Consider the following 14,661-nt stretch of genomic DNA (forward strand, 5'->3'; position numbering starts at 1 on the left):
TGTTGCGCCGCTGCATCTCAGTAGTGAACCGCTCTTGGCAGCCGGCCGTTGAGGACTACACTAATCCTTAATGAGGTGCGGCCGGAGCCCGTGCCTCCAGGGAGACGCCGCCATGAATCGGCCACTGAATCGCATCCTGCCGCGCATGACCGGTAGTGCATCGGTCTGGACGTGGGTCAAGTGGTCGTTGCTGGCCGCGCTGGTGATCGCCGTGGCGATCCTCGTGCGGCTCGTGATGACCGAGATCGCGACGTCGCGCATGCAGGCGCACTACCTGTCCGAACTCACGCGCGACGTCGGCTACACGGTCGAGGCGGGCGCGAGCGACCACATCCGTTTCCCTGCGAACGGGCCGTACGACGAGCGTCTCGGTTATTCGATGATTCCCGCGTTCCAGGAGCGCCTGCTCGCACGCGGCTTCGTCGTCGGCAAGCAGGCGCGCGATTCCGACCGAATGCTGTCGCTCGCCGATCGCGGCCTGTTCCTTCCTTACGAAGAGAAAGATCAGGCCGGGCTGATGCTGTTCGACTCGACCGGCTCGCCGCTGTTCGCGACCGTGTTCCCGCAGCGCGTGTACGCCGACTTCGACACGGTGCCGCGCGTGGTCGCCGATTCGCTGATGTTCATCGAGGATCGCTACCTGCTCGACCCGAACCAGCCGAACCGCAATCCGGCGATCGACTGGGGCCGCTTCAGCCGCGCGCTCGCCGATCAGGCGCTGCACGTCGTCAACCATCACCAGGCGCGCCCGGGCGGCAGCACGCTCGCGACGCAGATCGAGAAGTTCCGCCATTCGCCCGACGGCCGCACCGCGACGCCGCCGGAGAAGCTGCGCCAGATCGCGTCCGCGTCGATCCTCGCGTACCTGAACGGCCCGCAGACGATGCTCGCGCGCCGCACGATCCTGGTGCGCTACCTGAACTCGGTGCCGCTCGCCGCGCGGCCGCACGTGGGTGAAATCAACGGTATCGGCGACGGTCTAGCCGCGTGGTACGGCCGCGACTTCAACGACGTGAACCGCATCCTGTCCGCGCCGACCACCGGCGACAACGTCGACGAACAAGGCAAGGCGTTCCGCGAGGTACTGTCGCTGATCATCGCGCAGCGCGCGCCGTCGTACTTCCTGAATCGCGGCTATCCGGCGTTGCAGAAGCTGACCGACAGCTACCTGCGGCTGCTGTCGAACGGCGGCGTGATCTCTCCCGCGCTGCGCGATGCGGCGCTCGCCGCGCAGATCGAGCGGGCCGCGCCGCCGGCCGCCGCGCGCGTGCAGTCGTTCGTGTCGCGCAAGGCCGTGTCGTCCGCGCGCGCGTCGCTGCTCTCGGCGCTCGGCATCAGCGACCTGTACCAGCTCGACCAGCTCGATCTGGAAGCCACCAGCACGCTCGACAACGGCGTGCAGCAGGCGGTCGCCGACCGGCTCGCGCGGGCATCGACCCGCGACGGCGCGCAGGCGGCCGGGCTGTACGGCTTCGAGATGCTCGCGCCGAAGGACGACCCGTCTCATCTGACGTACAGCTTCACGCTGTACGAGCATCGCAACGGCGCGAACATGCTGCGCGTGCAGACCGACAGCGTGAACCAGCCGTTCGACGTGAACCGCGGCGGCCGCATCAACCTCGGCTCGACCGCGAAGCTGCGCACGCTGATCACCTATTTGCAGATCGTCTCCGAGCTGCATGCGCGCTACGGCAGCCTGCCGAACGCACAACTCGCGCACGTGAAGCCCGATCCGATCGACGGGCTGTCGCGCTGGGCGCTCGACTACCTGTCGCACACGCGCGACCGCTCGCTGCAGGCGATGCTCGATGCGGCGGTCGAACGCAAGTACTCGGCGAGCCCCGACGTGTTCTACACGGGCGGCGGCGCGCAGGTGTTCTCGAACTTCGAAAAGTCGGACAACGGCCGCATCCTGACGCTGCATACGGCGTTCGAGCATTCGGTCAACCTGGTGTTCGTGCGGCTGATGCGCGACATCGTCCATTACGAAATGCTGAAGGCGGCCGGCCCGTCGACGTCGTGGCTCGGCGATCCGGAGCAGCGCAAGCATTACCTCGAGCAGTTCGTCGACGGCGAAAGCAAGGTGTACGTGAAGCGCTACTACACGCGCTACGCGGGCAAGACGCCCGACGACGCGCTCGCGCTGATGCTGCAGGACGTGCGCAAGTCGCCGCCGAAGATCGCGACGGTGCTGCGCAGCGTCGCGCCGAACGAGTCGCTCGCGTGGTTCAGCGCGCACATGCGCGCGCAGCTGAAGGGCACGCCGGCCGCGACGATGTCGGACTACGATCTCGCCGAGCTGTACGCGAAGTACGCGATCGACCGCTTCAACCTCAACGATCGCGGCTACATCGCGAGCGTCCACCCGCTCGCGCTGTGGACGCTCAATTACCTGCGCGCCCACCCGAACGCGCCGCTCGCCGACGTCCAGCGCGACAGCCGCGATGCGCGCTTCTACACGTACTCGTGGCTGTACAAGACCCGCTACCACGCGACCCAGGACCGGCGCATCCGCCACATGGTCGAGCTGCGCGCGTATGGGGAAATCACGAAGGCGTGGCGCGCGCTCGGCTATCCGTTCGAGGAAGTCACGCCGTCGTTCGCGGCCGCGATCGGCGCATCGGGCGATCAGCCGGACGCGCTCGCGAAACTGATCGGCCTGATCGCGAACGGCGGCCAGAAGGCGCCGACCGAGACGATCACGCGCCTCGACTTCGCGAAGGGCACGCCGTATGAAACGCGTTTCGTGCGCGCGGCCGCGCAGCCGCAGCCGCTGCTGTCGCCCGAGATCGTCAACGTGGCGCGCACGCTGCTGGGCGACGTCGTGCAGCACGGCACCGCGCGGCGCCTCGCGGGCGGCTTCACGCTGCCCGACGGCAAGACGCTCCCGGTGTACGGCAAGACCGGGACGGGCGACCAGCGCTTCAATGTGTACGCACGCGGCGCGCGGCTGATCGAGTCGCGCAAGGTCAACCGCAGCGGCACGTTCGTGTTCGTGCTCGGCGACCGCTTCTTCGGCGTGCTGACGGCGACCGCGCACGAGCCGTACGCGGCGCGCTACGACTTCACGAGCGCGATGGCCGTGCAGTTGCTGAAGTCGATGGCGCCGGCGCTCGCGCCGCTGATCGAGCGCCCGGTCGAAGCCGGCACGCGCACGGCGGGCCCCGCGCCGCAGGCGGAAACGCCCACGCCGCAGGCCGCGCCGGTTTCGCCGTCCTGAGCGCGGCCCGCGCGCTCACGCGACCGCGCGCCGCTCAGGCCGAGCGGCCGTCGAAATGCGTGACGGGCAGCGCGTCGATATCGACATCCTCGAGGCATCGCACGTTGATCGCGGCCATCTCGGTGCCGTTCGGATGCGTCCCCTCGCCGAACGCGTGAATCCCGCAGCGCTTGCAGAAGCGATGGCGGATCACGTGCTTGTTGAACATGTAGGTCGACAGATTGTCGTCGGGCGTGAGAAGCGTCATGTGGTCGCGCGGCACGAACCACATCAGCGCGCCCTTGCGCCGGCAGATCGAGCAGTTGCAGGCCATCACGCCCTGCAGGTCGCCTTCCGCCTCGAACTTCACGTCGCCGCAGTGGCAGCTTCCGCGATAGAGCATGGTCGTCTCCCGGTGCGGCCCGTGCACGACGACGGCGCCCGGGCGGGACACCGTTGGCCGGGCCGATCCATGCAGGTACAGTAGCGCGCACATGCGCCGCACGCAATGTCCGGCGGCGCCCGTCCCGACCCGCCCCAACCAAGGAAAACCGTCATGCTCGAACTGCGCCCCGGCTGCGAATGCTGCGACAAGGACCTGCCGCCCGATTCAGAGGAAGCGCGCATCTGTACGTTTGAATGCACATTCTGCGCGACCTGCGCCGACGAGGTGCTGAAGGGCCGCTGCCCGAACTGCGGCGGCGACCTGGTCGCTCGCCCGCGCCGGCCGGCGAGCCTGCTCGCGAAGTATCCGGCGTCGACGGAGCGCATCCACAAGCCGGGCGGCTGCGCGAACGCCGCCTGACGGCGCCGCATCGCGCGCCGCTTCCCGTCACGACATCTCGATGCGCGCGCGCGTGATCGCGAGCAGCGACGCCATCGCGCGGCGCGCGCCGTCCTCGTCGCGCACGCCGATTGCGTCGGCGACGGCCGCATGCTCGGCGAGCGACGCATTGAACACGTGCGCCCGGCGTGCGTTCAGGTGCAGCTGCGCCTCGAGCGTGCGGTCGATCAGCGCGCCGAGCGGCACCAGCAGCTCGTTGCCGCCGGCCTCCAGCACGCTCAGGTGAAAGCGCAGGTCCGCGCGCACCCATTCGTCGACGTTGCGCGCGGCGGCCATCGCGCGCACCGCGTCATCGATCGCGTCGAACGCGCTCGCCCCGTGCGAACGCGCGGCCAGCGCGGCCGCGTGGGGCTCGATCATTTCGCGCATCTCCTGCAGCTTGAGCGCGAACGCGAGCGGCGGCGCGACCCGCGCGTACCAGTCGAGCAGGTCGGCGTCGAGCAGGTTCCATGCGCGGCGCGGCCGCACCCGCGTGCCGACCTTCGGCCGCGATTCGACCAGCCCCTTGGACGTCAGCGTGCGCAGCGCCTCGCGCAGCACCGTGCGGCTCACGCCGAACATCTCCATCAGGTCCGGCTCGCGCGGCAGCAGCGATTCGGGCGGATAGTCGCCGCGCAGGATCGCCGTCGCAAGGCGGAAGGACGTCTGTCCATGCAGGTCGCGTTGAATGATCGTTCTCCGTTCGCCGGGCATGCCGCGGCTGTCCACTATCTGCACAATAGTGCTATTAATACTATTTTTTATCACGCTACGCTAGGATAACCGTCAAGTACTCGACGGCGCCGCATCCGCACGTCCGCGCCGCGCAACCCAGGAGACTCGCGACATGAAAATCATCCGCCTCGAAACCTTCGTCGTCCCGCCGCGCTGGCTGTTCCTCAAGATCGAAACCGACGAGGGCATCGTCGGCTGGGGCGAGCCGGTGGTCGAGGGCCGCGCGCACACGGTCGAAGCCGCCGTGCAGGAACTCGCCGACTATCTGGTCGGCAAGGATCCGCTGCTGATCGAGGATCACTGGCAGGTGATGTACCGCGCGGGCTTCTACCGCGGCGGCCCGATCATGATGAGCGCGATCGCGGGCGTCGACCAGGCGCTGTGGGACATCAAGGGCAAGCATCACGGCGTGCCGGTGCACGCGCTGCTCGGCGGCCAGGTACGCGACCGCATCAAGGTGTATTCGTGGATCGGCGGCGACCGGCCGAGCGATGTCGCGAACAACGCGCGCGCGGTGGTCGAGCGCGGCTTCAAGGCCGTGAAGATGAACGGCTCCGAGGAGCTGCAGATCGTCGACACCTACGACAAGGTCGAGCAGGTGATCGCGAACGTCGCGGCGGTGCGCGATGCGGTCGGCCCGCACGTCGGGATCGGCGTCGACTTCCACGGCCGCGTGCACAAGCCGATGGCGAAGGTGCTCGCGAAGGAGCTCGATCCGTACAAGCTGATGTTCATCGAGGAGCCGGTGCTGTCGGAGAACGCCGAGGCGCTGCGCGACATCGTGAACCAGACCAACACGCCGATCGCGCTCGGCGAGCGGCTCTACTCGCGCTGGGACTTCAAGCACATCCTCGCGGGCGGCTACGTCGACATCATCCAGCCCGACGCGTCGCACGCGGGCGGCATCACCGAGTGCCGCAAGATCGCGACGCTCGCGGAAAGCTACGACGTCGCGCTCGCGCTGCACTGCCCGCTCGGCCCGATCGCGCTGGCCGCGTGCCTGCAGCTCGATGCGGTCAGCTACAACGCGTTCATCCAGGAACAGAGCCTCGGCATCCACTACAACCAGGGGAACGACCTGCTCGACTACCTGCGCAACCCCGAGGTGTTCCGCTACGAAGACGGCTTCGTCGCGATTCCGCAGGGCCCGGGGCTCGGCATCGACGTCAACGAGGAGAAGGTGCGCGAGATGGCGAAGACGGGCCATCGCTGGCGCAATCCGGTGTGGCGCCATGCGGATGGCAGCGTCGCCGAGTGGTGATGCGGAGGTGAGATGAGATGACGTGCGTTGCGCGGCGGACCAGCCGCGCATCGCAGGTCGAGACGGCCGCCCAACAGGCGGCCGCTTTTACATCCGCGGCATGCGGCTCATGCGGGGACGGGGCCCCGCGCCGCGCCGGCCGTCAGCCGAGCGCCGCGAACCCCGGCACGCAGAACGACAGCACGGCGGCCGCGACGAACACCGCGATCATCGTCAGCGCTTCGAGATGCAGGATGTTGCGGAACGTGTGCGCGTCTTCGGTCGACGCGGTACGGCGCAGGCGCGGCAGCGCGGAGAAGCGGTTCAGCCCGCCGAGTACGAGCGCGAGCGCGACGAGCAGCAGCTTGAGCAACAGCACGCGCCCCCACGTGCTGCCGTCGAGCGGCGCGAGCGAGCCGCCGAGCCCGCGCAGCGCATTGAGCGCGCCGGTGCCGAGCACGAAGACGACCGCGATCGCCGACGTCCGCGACAGTTGCTGGCCGATCCGGATCAGTGCGCCGCGCGCGACCGACGAACCGAGCACCGGCAGCACCGCGAGGCCGGCCGCGAGCACGAGGCCGCCCCACACCGCGGTGGCGAGCAGGTGCAACGTCTGCACGCCGACCGCCGCGGACAGCGGGCCCGTGTCGGCCGCATGGCCGAGCGACGCCTTGCCGGCCGCGACCACGATCACCGCGAGCCACAGCACCGCATGCGCGACCGGGCCCTCGGGCTTCGCCAGCGCGACGATCGCGAGCAGCACGGCACCGGCGAACGCGACGCTCCACGCAAAGCCCGCATGCGTCTGCATCAGCATGGTCGGGATCGCATCGAACGCGCCGCCGAGCCCCGCGCCGCTCATCGACGCGGCTTCATACACGAGCCAGCCGAGATCGGCGAGCACGAGCGCCAGCGCCGCCGCGACCAGCGAATGTTGCGCGCGCAGCCATGCGTGATGCGACGGCGCGACGACCGGCCGCGCGCCGTCCTTGCCGAGCCACGCCTTGAGCAGCGCCGAGCCGACCGCCATCGCGAACGTCGCGTCCATCAAGGCCGCGAGCGCGACCTGCCCGATCCACAAGCTGTCGATCCTCATTGCGCGCGCCCTCCCGGAAACAGCCGGCCGGCGGCGCGGCGGCAAGTGGAACGACAGCGGGGAGACGGCAACGGCACGGTAGGGAACGTCATCGATGAATCCGGAAACGGGAGAAATGACTGGGTCTGCGGCGGAGGCGGCGCCGCGCGACCCGCGAGTGTACGGTCTTCGATGGTCAAAGCGCACGCCGGTTCACATCATCCGTACATATCGCGCGGCAAATTGTCGCAAGTCGCAAACAGACAGGAACCGATGTCCTTTTGCCAAATAGCCGCCATTACCCATCGATGATAGAATGCCGCGTCGCAGCAGCCCGGCTGCCCTGCCATCCATGCGCCGAGCCGATCGTAGCCCGGACAGGTCCCCGACGAATAAACATGGAGTCTCGTGTGTCTTCAAGACGCCTCTTCCGTCCGTTGCTCGCCGTTCTCTTGATCGGTGGCGCGGGCCTTATGAGCGCTGCTCAAGCGCAGACCAAGCCCACGGAGCAAGCGCACGCCCAGCAGGCGCCGCTCAAGGCACCCGATACGATGGCCGAGCGTGTGCGCGGCTGTACTGCATGCCACGGCGTTCACGGCCAGGGCACCGACAACGATTATTTCCCGCGTCTTGCCGGCAAGCCGGCCGAGTACCTGTACAACCAGCTCGTCAACTTCCGTGACGGACGGCGCAAGTACCCGCCGATGAACTACTTGCTGACGTACCTGAACGACGATTACCTGAAAGAGATCGCCGAGCACTTCTCGGCCGAGCGTCCGCCGTACCCGACGCCCGCCAAGCCGACGCTGCCGGCCGCCACGCTCGCGCGCGGCAAGCAGCTCGTCACGCAAGGCGATCCGTCGCGCAAGCTGCCGGCCTGCGTGGCCTGCCACGGCGCCGGGCTGACCGGCATGCAGCCGGCGATCCCGGGCCTCGTCGGCCTGCACGCCGATTACCTGAGCGCACAGCTCGGCGCATGGCGCTCAGGCAACCGCCACGCGAAGGCACCGGATTGCATGCACGACATCGCGTCGAAGCTGTCGGATGAAGACGTCACGGCCGTGACCGCGTGGCTCGCCGCGCAACCGGCGCCCGCCAACCCCGTGCCGGCCCCGGCGCGTTCGATGAAGACTCCGCTCGCCTGCGGCAGCGAACCGCAATAAGGCAAGGGAGACAGACACAATGAAACGCAAGTCCCTGTTTGCACTCTCGGCTGTCGCGATCGTCGCGGCCGTCGCCCTCGTGCCGGTCCTGTGGCCGGGTAACGACACGCTGCACGGCGCTGCTGCCGTCGCGGCCACGCCGGCCGACCAGGCCGCGCTGATCAAGAAGGGCGAATACCTCGCGCGCGTCGGCGACTGTATCGCGTGCCACACCGTGCGCGGCGGCAAGTCGTTCGCGGGCGGCCTGCCGATGGCGACGCCGTTCGGCACGATGTACACGCCGAACATCACGCCGGACGACAAGGACGGCATCGGCAAGTGGACGTCGGACGACTTCTACCGCGCGATGCACACCGGTCGTTCGAAGGACGGCAGCCTGCTCTACCCGGGCTTCCCGTTCGCGAGCTACACGAAGGTCACGCGCGCCGATTCGGACGCGATCTACGCGTACCTGCGTTCGGTCCCGCCGGTCTCGGTGCCGAGCCGTCCGCACGAACTGAAGTTCCCGTTCAACAACCGCAACCTGCTGATCGGCTGGCGCACGCTGTTCTTCAAGGAAGGCGAATACAAGCCGGATCCGACCAAGTCGGTCGAATGGAACCGCGGCGCGTACCTCGTCGAAGGCCTCGGCCACTGCTCGATGTGCCACACGTCGATCAACATGATGGGCGGCCCGGTGAACTCGGCAGCCTTCGCGGGCGGCCTGATCCCGCTGCAGAACTGGTATGCTCCGTCGCTGACCAACGACAAGGAACTCGGCCTCGGCGACTGGCACGTGCAGGAGCTGTCCGACCTGCTGCAAGCCGGCGTGTCGAACAAGGGCGCGGTATTCGGCCCGATGGCCGACGTCGTGCACAACAGCCTCCAGTACATGAACGACGAAGATACGCGCGCAATGTCGACGTACCTGAAGTCGATCCCGCAGAAGGCTGAAGCGCCGAAGAACATGCAGTACGAGCCGTCGAAGCAGTTCGGCAACACGCTGTTCGACCAGGGCAAGAAGATCTACGCGGACAATTGCGCGACCTGCCACGCCGAAACCGGCGCAGGCAAGCCGCCCGCGTATCCGCCGCTCGCGGGCAACCATTCGATCGTGATGGAATCGGCAGTCAACCCGATCCGCATGGTGCTGAACGGTGGCTACCCGCCGAGCACGTTCAAGAATCCCCGTCCGTACGGGATGCCGCCGTTCGCACAGTCGCTGTCGAACCAGGAAGTTGCGGCAGTCGTCACGTATATCCGGGTGTCGTGGGGCAACAACGGTACGCCGATCTCGCCGCAACAGGTGAGCGACCTGCGTTCCGCGCCGCTTGACTAAATAACGCGCGACACAGACGGGGGCGCGGCTGCGGGAAAACCGCAGCCGCGCCCCTTTGCTTTTTGCGACGCCATTCCCCGCGCAGGCCGCGCGAGGCGTCGCAAATCATAAAACTCAAGAGTGGTATCTATGTCTTTCGAATCTCTCGGCTTGGCCGAACCGCTGGTCAAGGCGGTCAATGAGCTCGGCTACACGTCGCCGACCCCCATCCAGCAGCAAGCCATCCCCGCCGTCCTCGGCGGCGGCGACCTGCTCGCCGGCGCACAGACCGGCACCGGCAAGACCGCCGGCTTCACGCTGCCGATCCTGCAGCGCCTGCACACGTACTACGCCGAGCATCGCGGCGCGAAGCGCGCGGTGCGTGCGCTGATCCTCACGCCGACGCGCGAACTCGCCGCCCAGGTCGAGGAAAGCGTGCGCGCGTACAGCAAGTACGTGAAGCTGCGCTCGACCGTGATGTTCGGCGGCGTCAGCATCAATCCGCAGATCGACGCGCTCAAGCGCGGCGTCGACATCGTCGTCGCGACGCCGGGGCGTCTGCTCGACCACATGCAGCAGAAGACGATCGACCTGTCGAATCTCGACATCCTCGTGCTCGACGAAGCCGACCGGATGCTCGACATGGGCTTCATCCACGACATCAAGCGCGTGCTGGCGAAGCTGCCGCCGCAGCGCCAGAACCTGCTGTTCTCGGCTACGTTCTCCGACGAGATCAAGTCGCTCGCCGACAGCCTGCTCGATTCGCCGGCGCTGATCGAAGTCGCGCGCCGCAACACCACCGCGGAAAGCGTCGCGCAGAAGATCCACCCGGTCGATCGCGATCGCAAGCGCGAGCTGCTCACGCACCTGATCCGCGAACACAACTGGTTCCAGGTGCTCGTGTTCACGCGCACCAAGCATGGCGCGAACCGGCTCGCCGAACAGCTGACGAAGGACGGCATCAGCGCGATGGCGATCCACGGCAACAAGAGCCAGTCGGCCCGCACGCGCGCGCTCGCGGAGTTCAAGAGCAGCACGCTGCAGGTGCTGGTCGCGACCGACATCGCCGCACGCGGGATCGACATCGACCAGCTGCCGCACGTCGTCAACTTCGACCTGCCGAACGTGCCGGAAGACTACGTGCACCGGATCGGCCGCACGGGCCGCGCGGGCGCGACCGGTGAAGCCGTGTCGCTCGTGTGCGTCGACGAGAAGCAGCTACTGCGCGACATCGAGCGGCTGATCAAGCGCGAGATTCCGCAGGAAGTGATCGCGGGCTTCGAACCCGATCCGAGCGCGAAGCCGGAACCTATCCAGCAGCGCCGCGGGCAGCAGCCGCGTGGCGGCAATGCCGGCGGCGGCGGCGGCAATCGCCAGCCGCGTGCAGGCGGCTCAGGCCAGCCGGCCGCGAAGCGCGAAGGCGGCGCACAGCCGAAGGCCGCGAAGGCAGCCAAGCCGCGCACGGCCGGCGGCGCCGGCGGCAATGCCGGCGGCGGCCGTCCGTCCGGCGGCAACGCCGCACGCCCCGCGAGCGGCAACGCCGCGCACCCGAACCGCAACCGTTCGTCGCGCAGCGGCCAGCGCGGTCACTGAAGCCGCGCGGCCGCGCGCCGCAGGTGCTCGACCTGGCTTTGCCAGCGCGCGAGCACCTCGGCGCGCACCTCTCCTTCCAGCGCAAACGTGACACCCGTCGCGAGACGCGCATAGCCGACCCGCTGCGCATCACCGTGCGCGATCGTCGCAGCGAAGCCGGCCAGTCCGCCGAAGTCTCCTTCGAGCGGCTCGATCCTCAGTTGTGCCTGAAAGAATGCGCCGTCCGCGACGAGCGTCAGCGCGGCCGCACGCCGCTGCGCGATCGCACGCGCCGCGCGCGATTGCGGCCATAGCGCGAGCAGCAGCGTATGCGCGTCGCGCGCATGGATCTCGCCGACGCTGAGCAGCGTCGTGCGCAGCTGGCCGTCGTCGGTCGCGACGATCAGCGACGCGGCGACGTCGGCATGGCGCTCGAGTGCGGTGCCGTCGAACAGCGCGACGACGGCCGGCGGCCACGCGTCGAACGTCCATTGTTCGAGCGCGTGGCGATGGGAATCGGTCATGATGGCGGCCCCGGTGAAAAGCAGACGATGATGCCGCAGCATACGCGCTGGGCCGCGCGGTGACGATCAGCGCATGAACACGTGCCGCGTGATCTTCGTCAGCGGATAGTGGACGCCCGGCTGGATCTTCGCGGGCAGGTCGAGCGGCTTGAGCAGCATCTTCACGCACATGTCGGCCGACAGGTTGCGCCGCACGAGCGAGCTGATGCGGGCGACGCGCTCGCGGTTGTACTGGCTGTCGCCGACGCGCTCCGGATAGCGGATCGCGAACACGTGGCGCAGCGCGATCTCCGAATCCTCGTTCTTGATTTCCATCACGCGGCGCATCAACGCGCCGAGCACCGCGAGCCGGCCGTTGCCTTCGAGCTTGTTGTACTTCTTGAAGAACTTGAAGAAGTGCTTGTAGTGGCGCACTTCGTCGGTACGGATGTTGTCGGTGATTTCCTTCAGCACCGGCTCGTCCGAGCATTCGTTGATCGCGCGATAAAGCGTGGCCGTGCCCGTCTCGACGACGCAGCGGGCGACCATCTCGAGCGCGCGGGTCTTCTCGAACGCGTCGACCGAGCAGGTCTTCGAATACTCGGCGAAGAAATTCGCGAACGCGGTATCCCAGTCGAACTCGGGCCACACGTGCGCGATGTACGCCTTCAGCGCGCGCCCGTGCTGCAGTTCCTCGGGCTCCCACGCCGTGTTGAGCCACGCGGACACTTCCGGGTCGTCGTTGAAGAACTCGCTCAGGTTGCTCGTGTAGAGATCCGAGCCGCTTTCGATGAACGACGACGCGCACAGCAGCAGCAGCAGATCCTCGTTTGCGGCGGCACGCTGACGATCGATCCGGTTCAGGTCGATGTCCTCGATACGCCACGGCATGACATGCGTCGTTTCAGTAGGCATGGTGATGCGCTCCCAGTCGTCGCGCGGCCGCGCGGCCGATGCCCTCGGCACGGGCCCGGCGCGCCCGCAGGCGACGTGTTGCTTGCATTTATAGTGGATTGGTCCGGCCGAACCATGCTGGCATCTTAGCCGCACTTGAATGTTCGTGCTTCAAAGCACTGACCATGCCCGGCTGGCGCAGTTCCGCCGCGGGTGTTGCGGTTCGTTAGACGAGTTCTTCGAACCGGTTGCGCGCGCTCGGTGGCATGCGCGGCATCAGGCAAGACGGGCGGCCATTCGGCCGCCCGTCGCACGCAGGAATCTGGAAGCGTTCCGTCAGAAACCGGCCGCGAGGCCATCGCGACGACTGTCGCTCGCGGCCACGTAGCCGCGGTCGGGATCGTCGGGATCGAGGCGCCACACGAACTGCCCCGAGCCGAAGTCCATGTAAGGATCGTCGACCGACTTGATCGTATGGCCGCGCGCGGCGAGCGCGTCGACCGTGTCGCGGTTCATCGTCGCCTCGACGTCGAGCGTGAAGTCGCGATTGACCTTCCAGCGCGGCGCGCAGCAGGCGGCCTGCGGCTGCTGTCCGTAGCCGAGCATCCGCACGATGGTCTGCAGATGGCCCTGCGGCTGCATGTCGCCGCCCATCACGCCGAAGCTCATCACGGCCTCGGTGCGGCCGTCGATCTCCTCGGTGACGAACGCCGGGATGATCGTGTGGAACGGCCGCTTGCCGCCCGCGACGACGTTCGGCGAGCGCGGGTCCATCGAGAAGCCGTGCCCGCGGTTCTGCAACGCAATGCCCGTCCCGGGCACGACGAGCCCCGAGCCGAAGCCCATGTAGTTCGACTGAATGAAGCTCACCATCATCCCGCGCTCGTCCGCCGCCGACAGATAGATCGTGCCGCCCGAATGCGGGCGGCCGGCGGCGAAGTGCGTCGCGCGCGTGCGGTCGATCAGCTTCGCGCGTTCGGCGAGATACGCGTCGTCGAGCATCTGCTCCGGCGTCAACTCCATCGCACGCGGATCGGCGACGTAGCGATAGACGTCCGCGAACGCGAGCTTCATCGCCTCGATCTGCAGGTGCTGCGAGTCGACCGAATCGACGGGCCATTCGGTCACGCCCGCGTGCTCGGCGATCCCGAGCGCGATCAGCGCGGCGATGCCCTGCCCGTTCGGCGGGATCTCGTGGATCGTGTGACTGCCGAAGCGCTTGCCGATCGGCTCGACCCATTCCGGGCGGTAGCCGTGCAGATCGGCTTCGGTCAATGCGCCGCCGCCTTCGCGCGCGAACGCCGCGAGCTGTTCGGCGAGCGCGCCCTCGTAGAACGCGCGCGGGCCGTCCTTCGCGAGCGTGCGCAGCGTGCGCGCATGGCCCGGCAGGCACATGCGCTCACCCACGAGCGGCGCCCGCCCGCGCGGCATGAAGGTATCGGCGAAGCCCGGCAGCCCCTGCAGCTCCGGCACCGCGGCCGCCCACTTGTGCGCGACGATCGGCGACACCGAATAGCCGCGCTCGGCGAGCTCGATCGCCGGCTCGAGCAGGTCCGCGAACGGCAGCGAACCGAACTTCGCATGCAGCGCTTCCCAGCCCGCGATCACGCCCGGCACCGTCACGGTGTCCCAGCCGCGCGTCGGCTTCTTCGCGATGCCGTGCGCGTCCTCGCCGTGGCGCTTGCGGAAGTAGTCGGGGTTCCACGCGGCCGGCGCGACACCCGACGCGTTCAGCCCGGACAACCGCCCGCCATCCCACACGAGCGCGAACGCATCGCCGCCGAGCCCGCACGACACGGGCTCGACCACCGTGATCGCGGCCGCGGCGGCCAGCGCCGCATCGACGGCATTGCCGCCCTTCCACAGCATCCGCAGCCCGGCCTGCGCGGCGAGCGGGTGCGACGTCGACACGACGTTGCGCGCAAACACCGGAATGCGGATCGTCGGATACGGGTTGTGCCAGTTGAAGTCAGTCATCGGTGCCACCTCGTCGAAAGCAGAATGAACGCGCCGCGCGCAGGCTCGGCGTGCGCGGACAGTCCGCCATTGCAGCGCGATCCGCGCGATCGCACAAATTCATTTGTCAAATGAATCCATGCACTTTCTGCATGAATGACGGGCCACCGTGCGCCGCGCGCCGGCCGAACGCCCTTTCCGCCC

At 68.1% G+C, this 14,661-nt stretch carries 12 protein-coding genes; 6 read left to right on the top strand and 6 right to left on the bottom strand.

The genetic code is table 11. The annotated features are described in order from the left end of the window. The first annotated feature begins 112 nt into the window (after positions 1-112). Positions 113-3,220, top strand: a complete 3,108-nt coding sequence (locus ACP26O_RS13720; protein WP_175665407.1) for a transglycosylase domain-containing protein — start codon at positions 113-115, stop codon at positions 3,218-3,220. A gap of 34 nt (positions 3,221-3,254) precedes the next feature. Here the strand turns inward: ACP26O_RS13720 and ACP26O_RS13725 are convergent, their stop codons facing one another. After that, positions 3,255-3,602: a GFA family protein gene (locus ACP26O_RS13725; protein WP_175656338.1), complete on the bottom strand. Its 348-nt coding sequence runs from the start codon at positions 3,600-3,602 to the stop codon at positions 3,255-3,257. A gap of 153 nt (positions 3,603-3,755) precedes the next feature. On the opposite strand from ACP26O_RS13725, the gene ACP26O_RS13730 reads away from it, so the two are divergent. Further along, on the top strand, positions 3,756-4,004 hold the full coding sequence (locus ACP26O_RS13730) for a DUF1272 domain-containing protein (protein ID WP_175665406.1): 249 nt from the start codon (positions 3,756-3,758) through the stop codon (positions 4,002-4,004). A 27-nt stretch (positions 4,005-4,031) separates the two neighbouring features. Here the strand turns inward: ACP26O_RS13730 and ACP26O_RS13735 are convergent, their stop codons facing one another. Further along, positions 4,032-4,736, bottom strand: a complete 705-nt coding sequence (locus ACP26O_RS13735; protein WP_175665405.1) for a FadR/GntR family transcriptional regulator — start codon at positions 4,734-4,736, stop codon at positions 4,032-4,034. A 133-nt stretch (positions 4,737-4,869) separates the two neighbouring features. Here ACP26O_RS13735 and dgoD point away from each other — a divergent pair, with 133 nt between their 5' ends. Continuing rightward, positions 4,870-6,018, top strand: coding sequence for a galactonate dehydratase (dgoD, locus tag ACP26O_RS13740; RefSeq protein WP_006751313.1), 1,149 nt, complete (start codon positions 4,870-4,872; stop codon positions 6,016-6,018). A 142-nt stretch (positions 6,019-6,160) separates the two neighbouring features. Here the strand turns inward: dgoD and ACP26O_RS13745 are convergent, their stop codons facing one another. Further along, positions 6,161-7,093, bottom strand: coding sequence for a CopD family protein (locus ACP26O_RS13745; protein ID WP_175665404.1), 933 nt, complete (start codon positions 7,091-7,093; stop codon positions 6,161-6,163). A 377-nt stretch (positions 7,094-7,470) separates the two neighbouring features. Between ACP26O_RS13745 and ACP26O_RS13750 the strand changes: the two genes are divergently transcribed. The 3 genes from ACP26O_RS13750 (at position 7,471) to ACP26O_RS13760 (ending at position 11,125) form a co-directional block, all read left to right on the top strand. After that, positions 7,471-8,235, top strand: coding sequence for a c-type cytochrome (locus tag ACP26O_RS13750; protein ID WP_041489853.1), 765 nt, complete (start codon positions 7,471-7,473; stop codon positions 8,233-8,235). A gap of 19 nt (positions 8,236-8,254) precedes the next feature. Then, positions 8,255-9,553 carry a c-type cytochrome gene (locus ACP26O_RS13755; RefSeq protein ID WP_175665403.1) on the top strand — a complete coding sequence of 433 codons (1,299 nt, stop codon included), beginning with the start codon at positions 8,255-8,257 and terminating at the stop codon, positions 9,551-9,553. Positions 9,554-9,682: 129 nt separating this feature from the next. Next, positions 9,683-11,125, top strand: coding sequence for a DEAD/DEAH box helicase (locus tag ACP26O_RS13760; RefSeq protein WP_011657851.1), 1,443 nt, complete (start codon positions 9,683-9,685; stop codon positions 11,123-11,125). On the opposite strand, the gene ACP26O_RS13765 is transcribed toward ACP26O_RS13760, so the two are convergent. The 3 genes from ACP26O_RS13765 to ACP26O_RS13775 all read right to left on the bottom strand — a co-directional run bounded on the left by ACP26O_RS13765 (position 11,119) and on the right by ACP26O_RS13775 (position 14,478). Further along, positions 11,119-11,628 carry a hypothetical protein gene (locus ACP26O_RS13765; RefSeq protein ID WP_175665402.1) on the bottom strand — a complete coding sequence of 170 codons (510 nt, stop codon included), beginning with the start codon at positions 11,626-11,628 and terminating at the stop codon, positions 11,119-11,121. The two genes, ACP26O_RS13760 and ACP26O_RS13765, sit on opposite strands and share 7 nt — an antisense overlap. A gap of 66 nt (positions 11,629-11,694) precedes the next feature. Beyond that, positions 11,695-12,522 (bottom strand): ferritin-like domain-containing protein, encoded by an 828-nt coding sequence (locus ACP26O_RS13770; protein WP_011657853.1) that lies wholly within the window; start codon positions 12,520-12,522, stop codon positions 11,695-11,697. A 315-nt stretch (positions 12,523-12,837) separates the two neighbouring features. After that, on the bottom strand, positions 12,838-14,478 hold the full coding sequence (locus ACP26O_RS13775) for a gamma-glutamyltransferase family protein (RefSeq protein WP_175665401.1): 1,641 nt from the start codon (positions 14,476-14,478) through the stop codon (positions 12,838-12,840). Positions 14,479-14,661: the final 183 nt, after the last annotated feature.

The organism is Burkholderia sp. R-40, assembly GCF_049942845.1.
In the GTDB taxonomy this organism is placed as follows: Bacteria; Pseudomonadota; Gammaproteobacteria; order Burkholderiales; family Burkholderiaceae; genus Burkholderia; species Burkholderia ambifaria.